Source organism: Pseudomonas sp. TH37 (assembly GCF_016650735.1).
Lineage (GTDB): Bacteria > Pseudomonadota > Gammaproteobacteria > Pseudomonadales > Pseudomonadaceae > Aquipseudomonas > Aquipseudomonas farris.
Genome location: NZ_JAEKFD010000006.1, coordinates 34,916 through 54,520, shown reverse-complemented (window position 1 = coordinate 54,520; position 19,605 = coordinate 34,916). Strand labels below are relative to the sequence as shown.

Here is a 19,605-nt window from a genome sequence, read left to right as displayed (position 1 = left end):
CTAGGTGCAACTTATTCGTACGAAACTGGTTGCACCTTATTTGCTTTGTTGAATAGCATTCGCGGCCAAGGTGCAACCGGTCAAAAAGATCGGTGTGCCGGCTGATGGCTTTCCTGGGGAAACATCAGTCATAAATGCGCGGGATCCGGAATCGTCTGTCAAACGTCGTCGTTTGCGAGCGGTTCACCAGCCGCCGTTACATAAAAACAATGCCAGGGCGTAACTCAATGAGCGTAAGCAATCCAACCCTGATCACGTTCGTGATCTACATCGCAGCAATGGTGCTGATCGGCTTCATGGCCTATCGCTCCACCAACAACCTTTCTGACTACATTCTGGGCGGTCGTAGCCTGGGCAGCGTCGTGACTGCACTCTCCGCTGGTGCTTCCGACATGAGCGGCTGGTTGTTGATGGGCCTGCCAGGCGCTATCTACATGTCCGGTCTTTCCGAAAGCTGGATCGCCATCGGCCTGATCATCGGTGCTTACCTGAACTGGCTGTTCGTCGCCGGCCGTCTGCGCGTGCAGACCGAGCACAACGGCGATGCACTGACCCTGCCGGATTACTTCTCCAGCCGTTTTGAAGACAAAAGCGGCCTGCTGCGGATTATCTCCGCGGTCGTGATCCTGGTGTTCTTCACCATCTACTGCGCTTCCGGCATCGTGGCCGGCGCCCGTCTGTTCGAAAGCACCTTCGGCATGTCCTACGAGACAGCGCTGTGGGCCGGTGCTGCGGCGACGATTGCCTACACCTTCGTCGGTGGTTTCCTGGCAGTGAGCTGGACTGACACCGTACAAGCCACGCTGATGATCTTCGCCCTGTTGCTGACGCCGATCATCGTGCTGCTGGCCACCGGCGGCGTCGACACCACGTTCCTGGCCATCGAAGCGCAAGATGCCAGCAACTTCGATATGCTGAAAAACACCACCTTCATCGGCATCATCTCGCTGATGGGCTGGGGCCTGGGCTACTTCGGCCAGCCGCACATCCTGGCGCGTTTCATGGCGGCGGATTCGGTCAAGTCGATTGCCAAAGCGCGTCGCATCTCCATGGCCTGGATGATCCTGTGCCTGGGCGGCACCGTCGCTGTAGGTTTCTTCGGTATCGCTTACTTCTCGGCGCACCCTGAACTGGCCGGTCCTGTGACCGAAAACCACGAACGTGTGTTTATCGAACTGGCGAAGATCCTGTTCAACCCATGGGTTGCTGGTGTGCTGCTGTCGGCCATCCTGGCTGCCGTTATGAGTACGCTGAGCTGCCAACTGCTGGTGTGCTCGAGCGCCCTGACCGAAGACTTCTATAAAACCTTCCTGCGTAAAACCGCTTCCCAGATGGAACTGGTCTGGGTCGGCCGTGCCATGGTGCTGCTGGTTGCCTTGATCGCCATCGCTCTGGCGGCTAACCCGGAAAACCGTGTGTTGGGTCTGGTCAGCTACGCTTGGGCTGGTTTCGGTGCCGCTTTCGGTCCAGTCGTCCTGATCTCCGTGATCTGGAAAGACATGACCCGCAACGGCGCACTGGCCGGCATCCTGGTTGGCGCGATCACCGTGATCGTCTGGAAACACTTCGAACTGCTGGGCCTGTACGAAATCATCCCTGGTTTCATCTTCGCCAGCCTGGCGATCTACTTCGTCAGCAAAATGGGCGCACCGACCGCCGGCATGCTTCAGCGCTTTGCCGCGGCCGAGAAGGATTTCCGCCTGAACCAGTGATGGGGATGAGCTGATGCTCTGATCTTCCGCTGAACATGAAAACGGCCCGCTTCCTTTTGGAGGCGGGCCGTTTTTTTTTGCGCTTTTACGTCTGGCGCAGGGCGTGAAGCCCGCTCCCACATTTGTTCGGTGGTGCTTCTGACAGGAATGTCTGTAGTTCTATATCTCAACTTGTGAAGGAAAAATCCCTAAAAAAGTAGGGAAAATCTGATTTCCTTGTCCCTCCGTCAACACCCCTTGTCGCTCATGCAGAATCGCCCGCCTTCATTCTGCAGAGACACATCGGATGTTCGCGCCTGCCAATCAACCGCGTTTCACGTTGACCCTCGACGGCGTCCAGAATGAGCTCAAGGTACTTGAGTTCACGGGCAAGGAAGCCATCAGCCAACCCTACCGCTTTGACCTGGAACTGGTCAGCGAACGGCCCGACATTGACCTCGAAAGCCTGCTGCACCGTCAGGCGTTTCTGAGTTTCGATGCACAAGGTTCCGGTATTCACGGTCAGATTTTTCGCGTCGGCCAGGGCGATTCCGGCCAACGTCTGACGGGCTACCAAATCAGTATCGTGCCGCGTCTGGCGTACCTCGCTCGGCGCATCAATCAGCGAATCTTCCAGCACAAAAGCGTGCCGGCGATCGTCACGCAAATCCTCAAAGACCACGGCATCCAGCGCGATGCCTTCGAGTTCCGACTCGGCAGCGATTACCCCGAGCGCGAGTACTGCGTGCAATACGCCGAAAGCGATCTGGCGTTCATCCAGCGGTTGTGTGCAGAAGTCGGCATTCATTACCACTTCCAGCACAGCCCCGACGGGCATCTGTTGGTGTTCGGCGATGACCAGACGGTTTTCCCCCGGCTGCCCGAGCCGACGCTGTACCTGCCGGGCAGTGGGATGGCGGCGGATGCGCCGGCGGTCAAACGTTTCAACGTGCGGCTGGAAACCCGGACCACAGCTGTCACTCGCCGGGACTACGACTTCCAGAAACCGCGTTTGCAACTCGAAAGCCGCCTCGACAGCGAGCAGCGCCCGGTGCTCGAGGACTATCACTTTCCCGGCCAATTCACCGATCGCGAACACGGCAAACATCTGGCTCAACGGACCTTGGAGCGCCACAGTGCAGATTACCGCCAGGCCGAAGGTCGCGGCGACGAATCTGCTTTGGTCAGTGGGCATTTCCTACACCTCGCCGACCACCCGCGTCAGGCGTGGAATGACCTGTGGTTGATCACCGAAATCGAACACCGTGGTCGGCAGCCGCAGGTGCTGGAAGAGTCGGCCACCGGCGACAGCCCGGATGATTTCCAGGGCTATCGCAATACCTTTATGGCGACGCCGTGGGACGTTTCCTTTCGCCCGCCGCTGGGGCCAGAAAAGCCGCGGATGCTCGGCTATCAACCTGCCGTGGTCACCGGCCCGACTGACAGCGAAATCCATTGCGACGAGTACGGTCGGGTCAAGGTTCAGCTCGCCTGGGACCGTGACGGCCAGCTCAACGAGCATTCCAGTTGCTGGTTGCGTGTTGCCACTGGCTGGGCGCACGACCGCTACGGCAGCGTGGTGATTCCGCGCGTCGGCATGGAGGTGCTGGTGGGGTTCGTCGACGCCGACGCCGATAAACCGCTGGTCATGGGTTGCCTGCCCAGCGCGGCGACCCCGGTGCCGCTCGATCTACCGACGGACAAGACCCGCAGCATTTTCCGCAGCCAAAGTAGTCCCGGTGGCGGCGGTTACAACGAATTGCGCATCGAGGATCGCAAAGGCGCAGAGGAAATCTACCTGCGCGCCCAGCGGAACTGGACTCAGCATGTACTGAACGATCAACAGGTGCAGGTCGACAACCAGCGCAGCATCGTCGTCACCGGCAGCGCCCGCCATGAACTGAAGGCCGACGAAAAACGCATCACCCACGGTCAGCGCCAGACCGAAGTGCGGCTGGACGATCACCTGGTGGTGGTCGGCGACCGGCACATTCGCGTGACCAGTCAGGCCCTCAACGCCAGTCAGCAATTCCACGTCAGCGCCGGCCAGCAAGTGGTCATCGACGGCGGCGCCAGCGCGACCATTCAAGCGGGCGGGCAGTGGATCAACATCGGCCCTGGCGGGATTTTCAGTAGCGTGCCGATCCAGGTCGGTGGCGCACCGATGGCGGCCATGGCTGCGGCGCCGAGCCTGCCGGATGTTCCGTTGAAACTCGCCGCCGCCCCGGCGGCGGCGCTCAGTGCCGCACAAATACTCAGCCTGCAAAGCGACGCACCATTCTGCGAGGAATGCGAGCGCTGCAAGGACGGTGTTTGTGCCGCCTGATGCCTTGTCACCTCAGGCCTGGCTGGAGCGCCAGCCGCTGAAACCGTCAGAGCAACTGTTCGCGATTTTCAGCAGTGCCAGTGCTGCTGAACCCTTTAAAACTTGGCAACGCTCAATCACCGCTCTAGCGCCGAGCCCTATCTGGGCTGACACCGCGTATGCCGAGTGGGAAGCGGTGATGCCCTATGTCGGAATCGTCGCTGCTGGTAGTGAGTTTATGGAGTGGGTTGCTACGACCGGGTCCCGCGATTGGGGGTGGTTGGCGGTTTCTTCTGCTTCTCAAGAAGCGCTGGTCGAGCATTTGCGCAGCCTCACTCAAGTTCTTTTGCCAAACGGCAACGTGGTGTTTTTCCGTTTTTGGGATGGGCGTTATTTGCTGTCGATTCTTCAGTCTGCCGACGTTAACGCCACGCAGTTAATGCCTGTCATCGACCGTTGTTTGATCAATGGGCAACCGCTCGATATCGGTGGCAGTGCATTGAAAACCGCTAGGGATTTTCCGTGGTGGGAAGTTTCTGAATCGCTGCTCAAACACCTCGCCGCCGAGTCCGCCACAACCCGCATCAACAACTTGATGAAGTGGTTGAGTGAGGACCGCCCAGACCTTTATGAAGCGTTTTCCGAACGTGTGTTGCGGCACAAAGTCGCGAGCTTTCTTGAGATGCCAGACCTGCCTCAAGCCCCGAAATCAGCTTTGGTGGATTATCTGATGACGGAGCTGAACTGATGGATCAGATCGTACGGATCGAGCAGGAGCTCGACGGTTTTAAAGACACCTTGAGTTTGTATCGCCAGCAACTTGGCAGCTTCTTGAGCCGGAATGCGGACAGGGTCAGCCGGGCTACGGATATGCCATCGCTGATGGACATGGAGCGGAAGATCAAGCTGGGCAATACCAGCAAGTCTGTAAGTAGTCGCGATGACGATTTTTATTCCAGCGTTGCGCAGTGTCCGGACAGCGGAATTCTGGAGATCGAGAGCAAGTTCGAATCGGTTTATGACATTCCGTTGGGGAATATTCAGATCGATGTGATTGCAATGGATGGCGGTAAGTCGACGCCTGTGACGCTCGATGAAAACGGTAAAGGACAGTTCGAAGGCTTACCCGGCAAGTTCTATCGCGTTCATGTTCAAAGTGAAGTTACCCCGACTCAAATCAATGATCTTTTCTCCTCATACGACGGCCTGACCACAGAGCTGGAGGGCTGGCTACGCAAGGAGTGGGAGGGGTTCAAACCGCAATGGTCGCAGTCGACTTTTGTGGCCGCTGGTAACGGAATGCTGGCGGGAAGTTGGGCAGCAGTCATGGGTGTTTGGGATGGCCTGAGCCTTGTCTTTGACATCCTTAAGAATCCTGCCGCTCACCTTGAACAACTTGGCAGCAGTGCACAGCAACTCATCGATCTGGCGAAGCAATCACCAGCAACGATGGAAAAAGCCATGCTGCTGGCAAGCGATGAAGCGGCGCTTTGTCTGCTGTTTCGTGCCGCGAGTCTTTGGCTTTCGGCGTTACCGCCTAGCGAAATGGCTGGTAACTCGGCAGAGGTAGCCAGCCATGTCATTGTCTCGGTACTGATCGATATTCTGATTGCTTTGGCGCTGGCCTGGACGGGTGTAGGTATACCCGTCGCCAAAGCCTATCTCACATTTCGCGGGATTAAGTACGGGGCGTTGCTGGCTGGTCTTGCGATGCGTTTCGTCGATGCGACATTCAGCATCCTCACCACCTTCATGAAGTACGTCGACCAGTACAAAACAGTCGCTGCACGCGGTGTTGCAGCGGGTCTGAAAAAAGGTCGGATGCAACTGCGCTGGGATGCCAAACGCAACACCACGCTCAAGCAAAACGAACACCACGACGACGTCCCGGATCAGGCGAAAAACCCCAACGGCGACAGTGCCGACTCTGCCGATAAAACCGTCACCAACAAATGCCCGGTGTCGATGGTCACCGGCGAAGAACTGCTGACCCTCACCGACGGATCGTTGGACGGCATCCTGCCGTTCGACTTCACCCGGCTCTACCGCACCAGCGCCGCCGAGATCGACTGCGGGCTGGGTTTTGGCTGGAGTCATTCGCTCGCCCATCGGCTGGAGATCGAGGGCGATCAGGTCCTCTGGATCGACCACGAAAACCGTCGCACCACGTTCCCGCTACCGTCTGCCGAACGTCCGGCGATCCACAACAGCCTGTCGCGCGCGGCGATTTATCTCGGCGCTGAACCCGAAGAACTGATCCTCGCCCAGGCCGGCGACGACGCGCGGTTCTACCACTTCCACAACGGTCGGCTGACGGCGATCAGCGACGCTTACGACAATCGATTGCGCGTCACCCGCGACCGCCAGCAGCGCATCCAGCGCCTCGACAACGGCGTCGGCCGCGCTTTGCTGTTGCGCTATGACCGCGCCCATCTGATCGCCGTCGACTATCAGGTGTTTGTCCCTGCTCCAAATGTCGACGAGGCCTGGCACACCGAGCAGACGCTGGTCAGTTACCGCTACGACGAATGCGCTCAGCTGATCGAAGCGAGCAATGCCGCCGGGGAAAGCGAGCGTTACGACTACGACGACCGGCACGTGATTCTGCAGCGGCAACTGGTCGGTGGGGCGAGTTTCTTCTGGGCGTGGGAACGGTCCGGCAAGGCGGCACGCTGCATCCGGCACTGGGCGTCGTTTGCGCAGATGGATGCGTGCTATGTCTGGGACGATCAGGGCAGCGTCACGGTTCATAACGTCGATGGCAGCCAAGAGGTTTACCTTCATGACGACCGGGCGCGGCTGGTACGCAAGGTCGAGCTGGACGGCGGCGAACAGCTCAAGGCCTATGACGACCAAGGTCGGCTGATTGCCGAGCAGGATCCGCTCGGGGCCGTCACCGAATACCGTTACGACGAAGTCGGACGGTTAGTGGCGCTGATTCCACCCGAAGACGAGCCAACGGCCTACGAGTATCGCAACGGTTTCCTGCATGCGCGCTATCGCGGCAAAGCGGTGTGGAAATATCAGCGCAATGCTCAGGGGGATGTCACCGAAGTCACCGATCCCGACGGCCAGGTCACTCACTACCACTACGACGAACAAGGCCGACTGCTGTCGATCCGCTACCCGGACACCAGCCGCCATGTGTTCGTCTGGAATGCCTTGGGGCAGTTGCTTGAGGAAACACTGCCGGACGGTGGGCAGCGAAAGTTTTCCTACGACGCATTGGGGCGGCAGATTACCCGTCAGGACGAACACGGTGCGCTCACCCAGTACCAATGGGACGCCGTTGGCCGACTGATCCAGACGACATTGCCGACGGGTGCCAGCCGCGCCTTCTCCTACAACGCCTACGGCAAGATCACTGCCGAACGCGACGAGCTGGGCCGCGTCACCCGTTACGAATACGCCGACGATCTGCACCTGGTCAGCCGCCGGATCAACCCCGACGGCACCCACCTCCAGTACCGCTACGACAACGCGCAGCTGCTGCTGACGGAAATCGAAAACGAATCCGGCGAAACATATCGGCTGGATTACACGCCCAATGGATTGATCCGACAGGAAACCGGATTCGACGGCCGCCGTACCGCGTACGCCCACGATCTCAATGGGCACCTGCTGGAGAAAACCGAGTTCGGCGACGACGGCTCGCAACTGATCACGGCTTATGAGCGGGACTCGGCCGGACGGTTGCTGACCAAGACCCTGCCCGACGGCATCAACGTCGAATACCGCTACGACTCGTTGGGCCGACTGACCAGTGTCGACGACGGCCACGATCATCCGCTGGAATTCGAATATGACCAGCAGGACCGCCTGATCACCGAGCATCAGGGTTGGGGCACGCTACGTTATGGCTACGACGCCTGTGGCCAGCTCAATCGCCTGCGCCTGCCAGACGGCAGCAAACTCGACTATCACCATGCCAAGGGCGGCGCGCTGACGGCGATTGACCTTAATGGCGCGCGGCTTACAAGTCACACGTACAAATCCGGCCGCGAACAGCAGCGCCAGCAAGGCCTGCTGCTCAGCGAATATGCCTACGACGACCAGGGCCGTTTGAAGGCCCACGCTGTCAATCAACAGCAAAAAAACCTGTACCGCCGCGACTATGCCTACAGCCTCAACGGCAATCTCGACCACATCGCCGACACCCGGCACGGCCAGCGCAGCTACCAGTACGACCCGCTCAACCGCCTGACCCGCGTCCGGCACACCCGCGACGACCCACCAGAAACCTTCGCCCACGACCCGGCTGGCAACCTGCTGATGCAGGATCGCCCCGGCGCCGCGACCGTCAAAGGCAATCGTCTATTGATGCAGGGCGACCGCCACTACGACTACGACGCCTTCGGCAACCTGATCCGCGAACGCCGCGGCACCGCGCAAAAACTCGTCACCGAATACCGCTACGACTGCCAACACCGGCTGGTCGGCGTCACCACCCCGGACGGTCGTTGCTCAAGCTACCGCTACGACGCCTTCGGCCGCCGCATCGCCAAAACCGTCGACGGCAAAACCACCGAGTTTTTCTGGCAGGGCGACAACCTTGTCGCTGAAAGCAGCTGCGAGCATTACCGCAGTTACGTCTATGAACCCGGTAGCTTTCGCCCGCTGGCCATGCTCGACGGCAAAGGCCCACGAAAAACCTGCCCGTTCTACTACCAACTCGACCACCTCGGCACGCCGCAGGAACTGACCGATTTTGGTGGCGAGATTGTCTGGTCGGCGAAGTACAACGCCTACGGAAAAGTCACGCACCTGGCGTTCGGCGGGGGCGAGCAACTTGAGCAACCGTTACGGTTTCAGGGGCAGTACTTTGATGCCGAGAGCGGCCTGCATTACAACCGGCATCGGTACTATGATCCGGAGATTGGCCGCTACCTGACGCCGGATCCGATCAAGTTGGCGGGTGGGCTGAACCAGTATCAGTACACGCCGAATCCGACAGGGTGGGTTGATCCGTTGGGGTTGAGCGGAAATTGTCCGCCCCCGAATAAGCCGGGATGTTCGGCGCCCGATGATACGGCCGGGGCTAAGGTTGATGAGGGTGAGCCAGCGTTACCAAAGCCTAAGTTAAGTGCTCGGGAGCTTGCCGAGAAAGAAGTTAGACGGTTGGATAAAAGCCAGGGCATGCATATGGTGGGGAAACATAGCCCAGCGGTACCAGATGGCAAATGGAAGCAGCGAGCTATTGATGGTACGGATCCGATGACTGGTAGAAGACCCTGGCACCAACGTGGTAATCCAAGCTCCAGATTTAGTAGTTGGGAGTTGATGCTCGAGGCTTACACTCTTGCAATAACGAGGACTGAGCGAGGGCTATCTCGATTTACGGGGACGGACGGGGAGGGAAATAACATCGTTAGAATGAGGCTTCCGGGTGCCGGGGAGGGATATGTGCCAAACACTAGGTCGAAGGAAAATCCAAGGCTTATTAAATTGGACGGCTTTGAAATGAAGTTTAATGATGCTGGCGTTCCATTTACGTTATATCCGATCAAGTGAGGAAGATTATGTTTATTGATCCTGATACTCAGCAGCCTTATATGCCGACACCTTCATATTTTTTGGGTTGTTTCGATATTTATGATCGTGAGCATACTCTTGGAGAGGAACTGGAAAAATTCAATCCAAATGATCCAGCGGACAGAGAAGAGTTAATACTCAAGTATTGCCTGGTTAGAAATCGCACATATCGACACCGTTTTTTACTTTATAAATGCTTAGAAGAGGCGCTTCAGGACAAAAGCTATGATTTCCAGTCGCTGCTGGAATATGACCCAGAGGCGTATTCCTCATTCCCCTGTGGGTGGGATGAAATGGAAAATACAAGAGTTTTTTTTGAAGATATTTATCGATTGGCAACTGTGGAGTGGAAAGACGACCTTCAAAAAGCCAGTCTTGAAGATCCAGCGAGTTGGTAAAGAGTTTTAGTGATTTTTAGTTTGATTGCTTGTGTCGCGTATTTGCATTTTAGATAAAGGTGGCTTTGTTTGTGTTGAACGTTATTGAAGAAGAATAAACTGCATCATTGTATAAACGAATGTATGACGCCGGATGCGTTTTCCAGTTTGTTGTTCTTGCGTCCGAATCTGCTATTGAAGTAGATGAATCTACACATCGGCAAGCGTTGACTGCACTTCATGACGCGCTGACGAAGGAAGCGCTACATTGGCACCAAAATCTCACAAAGGATCCAAAGTATGAGGATTTTCCAGAGCCGCTGATTAGTTGGGATTTAGAAGGTGCCATAGCTACTCCATTAAGTAAGGATGAGATTCGAAATCTGACCTTAACGGATAGAGCCGATATTTTTGAGCGGTTGGCACTATATGCCTGTTTTTTGAATCCACCCTATCGTGCGAAATTTAAAAAAGGTCAGGCGGAGGCTCAATCTGTCTTTAAAGAATGGTGCGAACTCCTTGGCTTAAATGGAGCAGATGATGTATCAGTAATCAATTGGGTCGAGGGGTTTCGTACGGGTATGGATGTCGATGACGATAAAACGCCAGATGTAGAACCATGGAGCAATTACTTTGATGCGGGTTTGGAGTGGTGGGGGGTGTGGTGTCTGACGATCTGGAATCCCAAGCGTCGAACTCTCAGCGCACTCATTGCCAGCACAACAGACTAATTAAGATCTGTTTAATATTTTCGTGGTGGTAACGAATTTTCCGGGCAAGGTCGTCGGAAGTTTCCTTCAAGTTGTGGCGGCTTCCATGAACTGGTGGGCGATGGGTTGCAGGGATAGTCTTTGGCTGTCACCGCGCAAGTGGTGGCAGGGTGTAGGAGCCCTCTCTCATGATGCAACAGCTCTGTCGTTTGATTGCGGCACTTAACTCGTGTCCATATGATCGTTCGCGGCGGCTGTGCGTGGGACACGCTTCGGCGTGACCGAGGTTCATGAGTGCTCGGTACTCCTACTCCTGCGCATGGCTGCCACCCAAACCTGTAGGAGGGGGCGTTTGGCAGCTCATTTTCATACTCATGAAATTTACAAATGACGACGCTAACGCCAGATCCACCCTACGAAAAACCATTCCCCCACCCCAAAAATCGCTTCATGGCCCTCACCAGCAACTGCACCGACATGCCCACGCTGTTCGTCGATACCCACGCGCCGCTCGATGTTTTATACGACGCTGCCAACTATCGAATTCGCGCCGTCACGCAGGTGCTTGAGAACATGTCGATGCGCGGTTCGGTTGAGTGTGAATCGTTCATTCTTAGTGATTTTGCGTTGTTGTGTGCCATTCCGTTGCGGGATGGGTGTGATGTGCTGGATGTGATTGGGCGGCGGTTGCGGGCTCGGCCTTCGGACTAGCGCCGAGCAGCTTTTGTGGCGAGGGAGCTTGCTCCCGTTGGGCTGCGCAGCGGCCCCAAAATCAGCAATCCGGTTTTTTTAGGCAGACCGCGGTGTTTGGTTTGGCGACTGCTGCGCAGTCGAACGGGGGCGAGCCCCCTCGCCACGGGGTTTTGTAGTTGACCGGGATATTGTGGGGCTGCTGCGCAGCCCAGCGGGAGCAAGCTCCCTCGCCACAAGGGCAAAGATCAAAGGATCGCAGCCTTTGGCAGCTCCTACAGGGTTGGGATCACCCCCTTGCTTCTGCGTTGGGGTGATTGCCGGGCAGATTGTCCGCTCAGCCGCGAACCCCTGACGTTCGCCTCGGTACAAGGTAAACTTCCCGGCCTTCGCAGGAGCAATCATGAATTATCGTCACGCCTTCCATGCCGGCAATCACGCCGATGTGTTCAAACACCTGACTTTGACCCGCCTCATCGCCCTGATGTCGCGCAAGGAGCAGCCGTTTGCCTATCTCGACACTCACGCCGGTATTGGTCTGTATGACCTGCAGGGCGATCAGGCCAGTCGTACCGGTGAGTACCTGGAAGGCATCGCGCGGTTGTGGGATCAGCCGGATTTGCCGGCGCTGACTGCGGATTACATGAAGGTGCTGCACGACATGAACCCGGATGGCCAGTTGCGCTATTACCCGGGGTCGCCGGAGTTGGCGCGGCGTCTGACGCGGCCGCAGGATCGGCTGATGCTCAACGAGAAGCACCCCGAAGACGGCTTGCTGCTCAAGGACAACATGGCCGGTGATCGTCGGGTGAAGGTTCACTTGGGCGAGGGCTGGCATGTGCCGCGTGCGATGTTGCCGGTGCAGGAGAAGCGGGCGGTGATGTTGATTGATCCGCCGTTCGAGCAGCTTGATGAGATGCAGCGTTGTGCGGCGTCGTTGAAAGAGGCGATTGGCCGGATGCGTCAGACAGTGGCGGCGATCTGGTACCCGGTGAAGGACCAGCGCATGTTGCGTCGTTTTTATCAGGATCTGACCGGCACGGGCGCGCCGAAGTTGTTGCGGGTGGAGTTGCTGGTGCATCCGTTGGATACGCCCAATAGCCTGAATGGCTCGGGGTTGGCGATTGCTAATCCGCCATGGGGGCTGGAAGAGGAATTGCGTGAGTTGTTGCCGTGGTTGTCCAAGAAGCTTGGGCAGACTCAGGGTGGGTGGCAGATGGATTGGTTGATTGCTGAGAGTTGATACATTGCGTTAGTGGCGTCTGATCCGACGCCATCGCGGGCAAGCCCGCTCCCACAGGTGTTATGTCGATCACAACATAGTGGTCAGACACATCACCTTGTGGGAGCGGGCTTGCCCGCGATGCTTTCAGGGCCCGAAAATCAGATCGGGCAAGTCACGCCTGTACCGCCAATCCCACAGTAGCCTTCGGGATTCTTGGCCAGGTATTGCTGGTGATACGCCTCAGCGAAGTAGAACGTCGGGGCTTCTTCGATTTCGGTGGTGATGGTGCCTTTGCCAGCCTTGGTCAACTCGGCCTGGAATACTTGCTCGCTGTGCTTGGCGGCTGCCAACTGAGTCGGGTTGGTGGCGTAGATCACCGAGCGGTACTGGGTGCCAATGTCATTGCCCTGGCGCATGCCCTGGGTTGGGTTGTGCAGTTCCCAGAACATTTTCAGCAGCTCTTCGTAGCTGACTTTTGCCGGCTCGTAGACCACCAGTACCACTTCGCTGTGGCCAGTCAGGCCCGAGCAGACTTCTTCATACGTCGGGTTTGGCGTAAAGCCGCCGGCGTAACCCACCGCCGTACTGACCACGCCTTCGCGCTGCCAGAACTTGCGCTCCGCGCCCCAGAAGCAGCCGAGGCCGAAGATCGCGAAATCCACGTCGGTGACGAACGGGCCCAGCAGCGGGGCGTCGTGGACGAAGTGTTTTTCCGGCACGGTCATTGGGGTTTCGCGGCCAGGCAGAGCTTGTTCTTTAGTCGGGAGCACGTTTTTGTTCACCAGGATTTCCGAGCGCAAGACCATGATCAGTCCTCTCAGTCAGGTTGAGATGTAAATAAACAGACTGCCAGTGTGCCTAATGCCGGTCAGTTACGCACTACCCCTGTGGGAGTGGGGCCTGTGGCGAGGGGGCTTGTCGGAACGCCGCATCGCCCCGTTTGAGTGCGTAGCACTCACAAGATTTTTGAACATCAGAGATTTTGGGGCTGCTTTGCAGCCCAACGGGGGCAAGCCCCCTCGCCACACAGGCTCGCTCCCACAGGGATTGCGGTGTGCTCAGGCGATTGGGCCGCGCGGGTAGCGTTTGAGCTTTTCGATCAGCTCGGAACCCGGGATCGGTCGGTCGAACAGGTAGCCCTGGCCGACGTCGCAGCGGTGGCGGCGCAGGAAGGCCAACTGCTCGGCCGTCTCGATGCCTTCAGCCACAACCTTGAGTTTCAGGTTGTGGGCCATGGCGATCACCGCGGAGGTGATTTCCATGTCGTCCTGGTTGTCGGGGATTTCGTGGATGAAGCTTCGATCGATCTTGATGATGTCGATCGGGAATTTTTTCAAGTAACTGAGCGACGAGTAACCGGTGCCGAAGTCGTCCATCGCCAGGGTCAGGCCCAGACGCTTGAGCTGGTCGAGCTGCAAGTGGGTGTCTTCGGTGGCTTCCAGCAGCAGGCCTTCGGTCAGTTCCAGCTCCAGCAGGTTCGCCGGCAGCTCTTCTTCCTTGAGGATGTTGGCGATGGACGCCACCAGGTCCGGGTCGGAGAACTGTTTGGGGGACAGGTTGATCGCCACTTGCAGATCGCCGAGGCCGGCGGCGGTCAGTTCTTTGCTCATGCGGCAGGCCTGGCGGGCGATCCATTTGCCGATCGGGATGATCAGCCCGGTTTCTTCGGCGACGCTGATGAACTGGTCCGGGCGGATCATGCCTTTTTCCGGATGGTTCCAGCGCAGCAGCGCTTCCATGCCCAGCAGGCGACCGCTGCGCAGGCACAGCTTGGGCTGGTAGAACACATCCAGCTCGTTCTGGGTCAGGGCGCGGCGCAGGTTGTTTTCGACGAACAGTTTGTAGCTGGCCTCGGCATTCAGCGCTTCGGTGAACACCTGCACCTGATGTTTGCCGTTGGCCTTGGCCTTGTGCAACGCCAGGCCGGCGTTGCGCATCAGCGTCTGCGGGTCGCGACCATGCAGCGGCGCGCAGGCCAGGCCCACGGAGCCGGTGACGCTGATCAACTGGTTGTCGACGAACATCGGTTTGTCGAGGGTTGCCAGCAATTGGTTGGCGACCTGCTGGCCAGTCGAGAGGTCAGTGTCGTCCAGCAGCACCGCGAACTCGTTACTGGCGAAGCGCGCCAGACTGCCGCTCGGGCTCAGGCTGTTGCGCAAGCGCCGGGCCAGGCTGATCAGGAGCTTGTCGCCGGTCTGGTGGCCGAGGCTGTCGTTGATGCGTTTGAAGTTGTCGATGTCCACCAGCAGCAGGCTGATCGGCGTGTCGCTGTCTCGGGCGAAGCGTTCATCAAGGTTGCGGATGAACGCCGGGCGGTTGCCGAGGTTGGTCAGATTGTCGGTGTAGGCCAGGCGCTCGATGCGCTGCTGGGCGAGCTTGGTCTGGGTGATGTCTTCGTAGATGCCGATGTAGTGCGTCAGCTCTCGGTTGTCGCCATAGACCTTGGAAATCGACAACTGGCCCCAGTAGGGTTCGAGGTTTTTGCGCCGGCTCTTGAACTCGCCCTGCCAGCTGTTGCTCTTGGCCAGCGCCGACGGTGCGTCGAACAGCAGTTCGCTGAGGTTCTCCAACGCAGGCAGTTCCGATAGCCGCTGGCCGTGGACTTCCTCGGTGGTGTACTGGGTGATCGCCGTGAAACTTGGGTTGACGTACTCCACCACGCCATCGCAATTGACCAGCAGAAAGGCGTTGGCGCTTTGCTCCACCGCACGCTGGAACAGGTGCAGGGCGCTGGTGGCGGTGCGGCGGTTGTGGTTGTTGATGACTTGGGCGAACTGATCCGCCAGCTCGCCGGCAAAGGCGATTTCGTCCGACTGCCAGGCGCGGGTCGCACCGATCTGTTCCAGGCAGAGCACGCCGACCACTTGGCCATCGACGCGGATGCTGGCGTCGAGCATGGCGTTGACGTCGCGCGGGCGCAGGCTCTCGGCTATTTCCCGGGTGCGCGGGTCGCGCATGGCGTTGTGGGCATCGATAGCGCGCCCGGTGTGCAAGGCGTCGAGGTAATCGGGGAAACCACTGACATCGATCGGCTCCGGCAGTCGGTGACCCCGGGTAACGCGGTGATAGGCGGAGATCGGCGTCAGTAGCGAGCCGTCGAGGTTCCACAGGCTGGCGCAGTCGACTTCATAGATGTCGCAGGCACTGCGGGTGATCAGCTCGGCGGCTTCTTGCAGGGAATTGTTGGTGCTGTAGCGCTGGCGGGTCAGCAGCAGAATCAGATCTTGCTGGGCGCGCACCCGGTCCAGGTGCTGCAGTTGTTCCTGCTGGGCGCGCTGATTGAGTTCCAGGGCAATTTGCAGGCGTGAGTTCTGGGTTTCCAGATCCAGCGCCGGCGTTAGCGGTTCGCCGCCGAACAGACCGTCCACCACCATAAGGTAGCCGCGCAGCAGGTGTCGATTGTGTTGTTTGTAAGCTTCGCCCAGTTCCAGCAGGCTCAGTACGCCTGCGGCAGTGTGCAAGGTGTAGCGGATCAGGTAATGCGGGCTATCGGCGAGTTGCTGCTGGATCGTGTCGTGCAGTTGATAGCGCGCTTCCGGCTCCATCAGGCTGGCATAGGGCGAGCCGACCAGGGCACAGAGCTCCACTGCCGGCAGGCCAAACTGTCGTTCGCAATTGGGGTCGAGAAACAGCAGCGCCCAGCTCGGTTCATTCAGCCGTTCGAAACGCAGCATGCCGAGCCGCGAGGGCACAGGCAACTGCGTCACTACCTCGGCCACCATACGGCTGGCGGCATCGGGTTGGCTCTTCATATGGAGGGAAACTCGCTTCGAATATGCTGATCGCGCCGGGCTCTCGCCCTCTTTACTGTTGTCTGCGGCAAGGTTGCATCATTGCGACACCGACTGACAAGAGACATGAAGGCCAAGTGCTATAAGAATATGTCGGCAGAGAGGACGATTTCTGCAGGCCGCCGTATGGTTTTATAGTTCCGCCGGTGAAAAGTCAGCTCCGCCGGCGGATTGGACGGGGTTAGCGCAGGGCAATGTTGACCGTTTCCAGGAGCGTGCCTCTCTTGTTGTGGAAGCTCACCGAAACGATATCGCCTTCGACAGTGACGCGTGAAAAATTATCAGTACTGATTACTTTTGCGCAGGTAAGGGTGTGCGCATAGGTCGCCCCGTTGACTGTGCTCAGCACCTGATCGAGCATAAATGCGTCTGCGGTCGGGGGGCCGAACAAGGGAATACAGTTCAATGGCGAGCAGACGATGGTGTGGACAACGAAGTCTTTGTCCTCCGAGTGCGTGAGCTTGCTTGTCATCGAGGCATGAACGTCTCCGGCAATAAAAAATACATTTTTGACTTTGTTCAAGCGGATGCTTTCAAGAATTCGATTGCGTTGCTCGGCAAAGGATTTCCACGAGTCTTCTCCGTCCTCCTTCAAGTCCGGGTAAAACATGACGCTGGTAACGACGAATTTCACTTTGGCGGTACTGCAGGCTAACCAGTCGAGCAATGCCTTTTCTTGTTCAATATCGAGTATCCGTCGATCCTCGGACGAGAGGTTTCGTTGCGTGCGAGTATCCAGAACAAACCATTCGACGCTGCCATGTGAAAATTGGTACCAGTAATGAGTCGGTCGATTGCTCAGTGATCCATCGGGTAAAAGTGAGTGAGCGGGACCGTGGCTGGACTGGTAGATCTCATAGGCACGTATTGCGTTGTTAAATAAGTCTGTGTCTTCATCAGATTTGTTGGCAGGCCAGTTATCCTCTATTTCGTGATCATCCAGGATCATGTAGGTGGGTGTCTTTGCCATGAGTTTTCGAATGTTCTTTTCAGAAAATGCCGCTCTATATTTAAGAAGGAAATCATTCAGTGACGTGTCTTGGCCTAACGCGTTCATATCGTCGGCATAGATTTGGTCGCCTACCATGACAAGCGCGTCGGTTTTGATTTTTTGTCTAGCCATTGCCCTGAAAATAGACGAGCTTTGCCCTGCGCTGATGGGGATTCCAGCGGTAATGTTTAAATATCTGCATGAGCCGATGAGGTAGCTGCGCTTCAAGTTGCTTGTGTCGCTCTGTGTTCGGAATTTGAATTTTTTTTGGGGCCAAATGAATGATTCTGTAGCGTCTGGATCCGCCAGGAACTCATTGCTTGCATTGCACCAGCCAATCTGGAACGTATAGTTCTTGTTTGAGCTAAGCCCTGATAACTGGATGACGACAGTGTTGTCATTCTCTCTTTGTATCGTTTTCGTGTGTACTTTCCACAGTGTGTTCCTGGAGTCTCGATAGCGAACTGCAGCTATCCTGACGCTGTTGTCTTTTTTGAGTTGATCTCCGCCACGCAGAAAGATTCTCGCTGTTGTCGTCGTTATGTGCCCGAGAATAGGGCCTACGGTAGTATTTTGTAGTTGCACGGTGTTCTCCATTTATAACCTGATTTCCGTAGGCAAATTAGGGGAAGCACAGCGAGGCTGTGCGATAGATATTTATCGTTGTTGTACTCAATTGTTTTTCTGGATGTTTACTTTCCAGTGTCAGCGCAATGAAATTTCAGTGGTTTGCAGCGCTTTGCCATCCTTGGTGTGATAGCTGATTCGAATCTTTTCCAAATCGACAACCACATGGGCAAAGTTGTCTTCACTGATCACCTGACTGGTCAGTTCGTGTCGATAGTTGCCGGCGGTCGTCTGGGCCAGCGGTTGATCGAGGATGAACGTGGAGGCCTTGGCATACGGCAGCAGTTTGCTGTTGCACAGGGGTGAGGAGACAATGGTGTGCACCTCGAAGTCCGGGTCTTCGCTGTGGGTCAGGCGGCTGGTCAAGGAGCCGTGGACATCGCCAGAAATGAACAAGACGTTCTTGATGCCGTGCGTACGAATCGTCTCCAGCAGCCGTAGTCGTTGTTCCGGGAAAGCTTTCCAGGCGTCATCGCCGTTAAGTTTTCGGTCGGGGTAGAACATGACGCTGGTGACCACGAATTTGACCCGGGCCGTGCTGTTGATCAGCCATTTGAGCAGCGCCTGCTCCTGCTCTTCATCAAGGATGCGCCGGTCGCTGGCCGACAGATTGCGTTGGGTTCGGCTATCGGTAATAAACCATTCGATATCGCCCTCGGTGAATTGATACCAATAGTGCGGCAACAGCGCTCTGTTGACTTGCCCGTTGGCAAGCAGTTCATGTACGGGGCTGTGGCTGACTTGATAGAGCTCATACGCGGCCATGGCGTTTCGGTATAAGTGAACATCGCTCTTACTTGCATTGGCGGGCCAGTTGTCTTCAATTTCATGGTCATCGAGGATCATGTAAGTCGGCACGCCGGACATTAACGTCGAGATATGCGGCTGAGAAAAAGCCGTGCGGTATTTGCTGAGGATGTCTTTGTATTCCCGGTCGGGGGCCACGAGGTTCAGGTCATCGACGTAGATTTGGTCGCCAGTCATCAGCATGGCGCTGATAGGCGGCTCGGCGCGTTCCGCCAGGTTTTTGATCGAGGCAAAGATCCGATCGCCCAAATGCGGTGCCGAGGCAATGCCGGCGGTCATTCGCAGGTAACGACATGAGCCTACGATATAGGCCCGTGGCGTGGTGGTTTTGCTGGACTGTGTGCGAAAGCGGTAGATCTCCCGCGGCCATTGCAGCGGCAGTTCCTGGATCGTCTCCACGGTATGCACCGGGCTCATGGGGCTGAACCATCCCGCCTGATATTCATAGTCGGTATCAATGGCGAGATCGGTGAGTGCAATCACATCGGACATGTCGCGCAAGATGGTCAGTTCTGTAAATACGCCTTTGGACCAGTGTTCTTCACCGGCGCGTCGATAACGGATGCCTGCAAATACCAAGGCATTATTTTGTAATTCGCCGCGCAAGAAAATGCGGGCATGGTTAGTTGTAGTGTGGCCAATAATCGGGCCGACAGTCGGTTTGAACATGTTCGAATCCATTCGAAGTAATGCTAACTAAGCAGATTAAGTTGTCGAAGTTTCTATTAGAAATTCTCCTAACTAAGACTAGTTATTGGCTCGCAAAAAATATCGGGAGGAAGTGGACTCGAGTTGTAGGCGGCGTAAGCCATGAATGTAGGAATAAGGTGCAGAGGAGGGCTTTCTTCAGGGCAAAAAA

Annotated in this window: 12 protein-coding genes; 8 read left to right on the top strand and 4 right to left on the bottom strand. The window is 56.9% G+C overall.

Annotated elements, in window-relative coordinates; translation table 11 throughout:
- The first annotated feature begins 227 nt into the window (after window positions 1-227).
- From putP to rlmJ, 8 genes are all read left to right on the top strand, one after another.
- The gene (gene putP / locus JFU11_RS16740) at window positions 228-1,712 is read left to right on the top strand and encodes a sodium/proline symporter PutP (protein ID WP_030129880.1); all 1,485 of its coding nucleotides are present in this window, start codon (window positions 228-230) and stop codon (window positions 1,710-1,712) included.
- A gap of 286 nt (window positions 1,713-1,998) precedes the next feature.
- On the top strand, window positions 1,999-4,017 hold the full coding sequence (locus JFU11_RS16735; RefSeq protein WP_201061408.1) for a type VI secretion system tip protein VgrG: 2,019 nt from the start codon (window positions 1,999-2,001) through the stop codon (window positions 4,015-4,017).
- Window positions 4,007-4,744 carry a DUF4123 domain-containing protein gene (locus JFU11_RS16730; protein ID WP_201061406.1) on the top strand — a complete coding sequence of 246 codons (738 nt, stop codon included), beginning with the start codon at window positions 4,007-4,009 and terminating at the stop codon, window positions 4,742-4,744. The genes JFU11_RS16735 and JFU11_RS16730 overlap by 11 nt, the downstream gene beginning before the upstream one ends.
- Window positions 4,744-9,507 (top strand): RHS repeat-associated core domain-containing protein, encoded by a 4,764-nt coding sequence (locus JFU11_RS28335; RefSeq protein ID WP_201061404.1) that lies wholly within the window; start codon window positions 4,744-4,746, stop codon window positions 9,505-9,507. Before JFU11_RS16730 ends, JFU11_RS28335 begins: the two co-directional genes overlap by 1 nt.
- Window positions 9,508-9,515: 8 nt before the next feature.
- A complete protein-coding gene (locus JFU11_RS16720) occupies window positions 9,516-9,926 on the top strand; it encodes a hypothetical protein (protein ID WP_201061402.1) in 411 nt (136 codons plus the stop codon).
- A gap of 119 nt (window positions 9,927-10,045) precedes the next feature.
- Window positions 10,046-10,636, top strand: coding sequence for a hypothetical protein (locus JFU11_RS16715; protein ID WP_201061401.1), 591 nt, complete (start codon window positions 10,046-10,048; stop codon window positions 10,634-10,636).
- A gap of 366 nt (window positions 10,637-11,002) precedes the next feature.
- Window positions 11,003-11,326, top strand: coding sequence for a hypothetical protein (locus tag JFU11_RS16710; RefSeq protein WP_201061399.1), 324 nt, complete (start codon window positions 11,003-11,005; stop codon window positions 11,324-11,326).
- 382 nt (window positions 11,327-11,708) lie between these two features.
- Complete coding sequence (gene rlmJ / locus JFU11_RS16705) at window positions 11,709-12,548, top strand: 23S rRNA (adenine(2030)-N(6))-methyltransferase RlmJ (RefSeq protein WP_201061397.1); 840 nt, start codon at window positions 11,709-11,711, stop codon at window positions 12,546-12,548.
- A gap of 140 nt (window positions 12,549-12,688) precedes the next feature.
- On the opposite strand, the gene msrA is transcribed toward rlmJ, so the two are convergent.
- The 4 genes from msrA to JFU11_RS16685 all read right to left on the bottom strand — a co-directional run bounded on the left by msrA (window position 12,689) and on the right by JFU11_RS16685 (window position 19,415).
- Window positions 12,689-13,336: a peptide-methionine (S)-S-oxide reductase MsrA gene (msrA, locus tag JFU11_RS16700; protein WP_030129439.1), complete on the bottom strand. Its 648-nt coding sequence runs from the start codon at window positions 13,334-13,336 to the stop codon at window positions 12,689-12,691.
- Between the two features lie 252 nt (window positions 13,337-13,588).
- The gene (locus JFU11_RS16695; protein WP_201061395.1) at window positions 13,589-16,282 is read right to left on the bottom strand and encodes a GGDEF and EAL domain-containing protein; all 2,694 of its coding nucleotides are present in this window, start codon (window positions 16,280-16,282) and stop codon (window positions 13,589-13,591) included.
- 220 nt (window positions 16,283-16,502) lie between these two features.
- The gene (locus JFU11_RS16690) at window positions 16,503-17,897 is read right to left on the bottom strand and encodes an alkaline phosphatase D family protein (protein ID WP_201061393.1); all 1,395 of its coding nucleotides are present in this window, start codon (window positions 17,895-17,897) and stop codon (window positions 16,503-16,505) included.
- Window positions 17,898-18,017: 120 nt separating this feature from the next.
- Window positions 18,018-19,415, bottom strand: coding sequence for an alkaline phosphatase D family protein (locus JFU11_RS16685; RefSeq protein ID WP_201061391.1), 1,398 nt, complete (start codon window positions 19,413-19,415; stop codon window positions 18,018-18,020).
- Window positions 19,416-19,605 lie beyond the last annotated feature (190 nt).

Bases quoted from the DNA above. Each gene is read 5' to 3' on its own strand.
- putP (WP_030129880.1), top strand. From the start codon at position 228: ATGAGCGTAAGCAATCCAACCCTGATCACGTTCGTGATCTACATCGCA.
- JFU11_RS16735 (WP_201061408.1), top strand. From the start codon at position 1,999: ATGTTCGCGCCTGCCAATCAACCGCGTTTCACGTTGACCCTCGACGGC.
- JFU11_RS28335 (WP_201061404.1), top strand. From the start codon at position 4,744: ATGGATCAGATCGTACGGATCGAGCAGGAGCTCGACGGTTTTAAAGAC.
- JFU11_RS16720 (WP_201061402.1), top strand. From the start codon at position 9,516: ATGTTTATTGATCCTGATACTCAGCAGCCTTATATGCCGACACCTTCA.
- JFU11_RS16715 (WP_201061401.1), top strand. From the start codon at position 10,046: ATGTATGACGCCGGATGCGTTTTCCAGTTTGTTGTTCTTGCGTCCGAA.
- JFU11_RS16710 (WP_201061399.1), top strand. From the start codon at position 11,003: ATGACGACGCTAACGCCAGATCCACCCTACGAAAAACCATTCCCCCAC.
- rlmJ (WP_201061397.1), top strand. From the start codon at position 11,709: ATGAATTATCGTCACGCCTTCCATGCCGGCAATCACGCCGATGTGTTC.
- msrA (WP_030129439.1), bottom strand. From the start codon at position 13,336: ATGGTCTTGCGCTCGGAAATCCTGGTGAACAAAAACGTGCTCCCGACT.
- JFU11_RS16695 (WP_201061395.1), bottom strand. From the start codon at position 16,282: ATGAAGAGCCAACCCGATGCCGCCAGCCGTATGGTGGCCGAGGTAGTG.
- JFU11_RS16685 (WP_201061391.1), bottom strand. From the start codon at position 19,415: ATGTTCAAACCGACTGTCGGCCCGATTATTGGCCACACTACAACTAAC.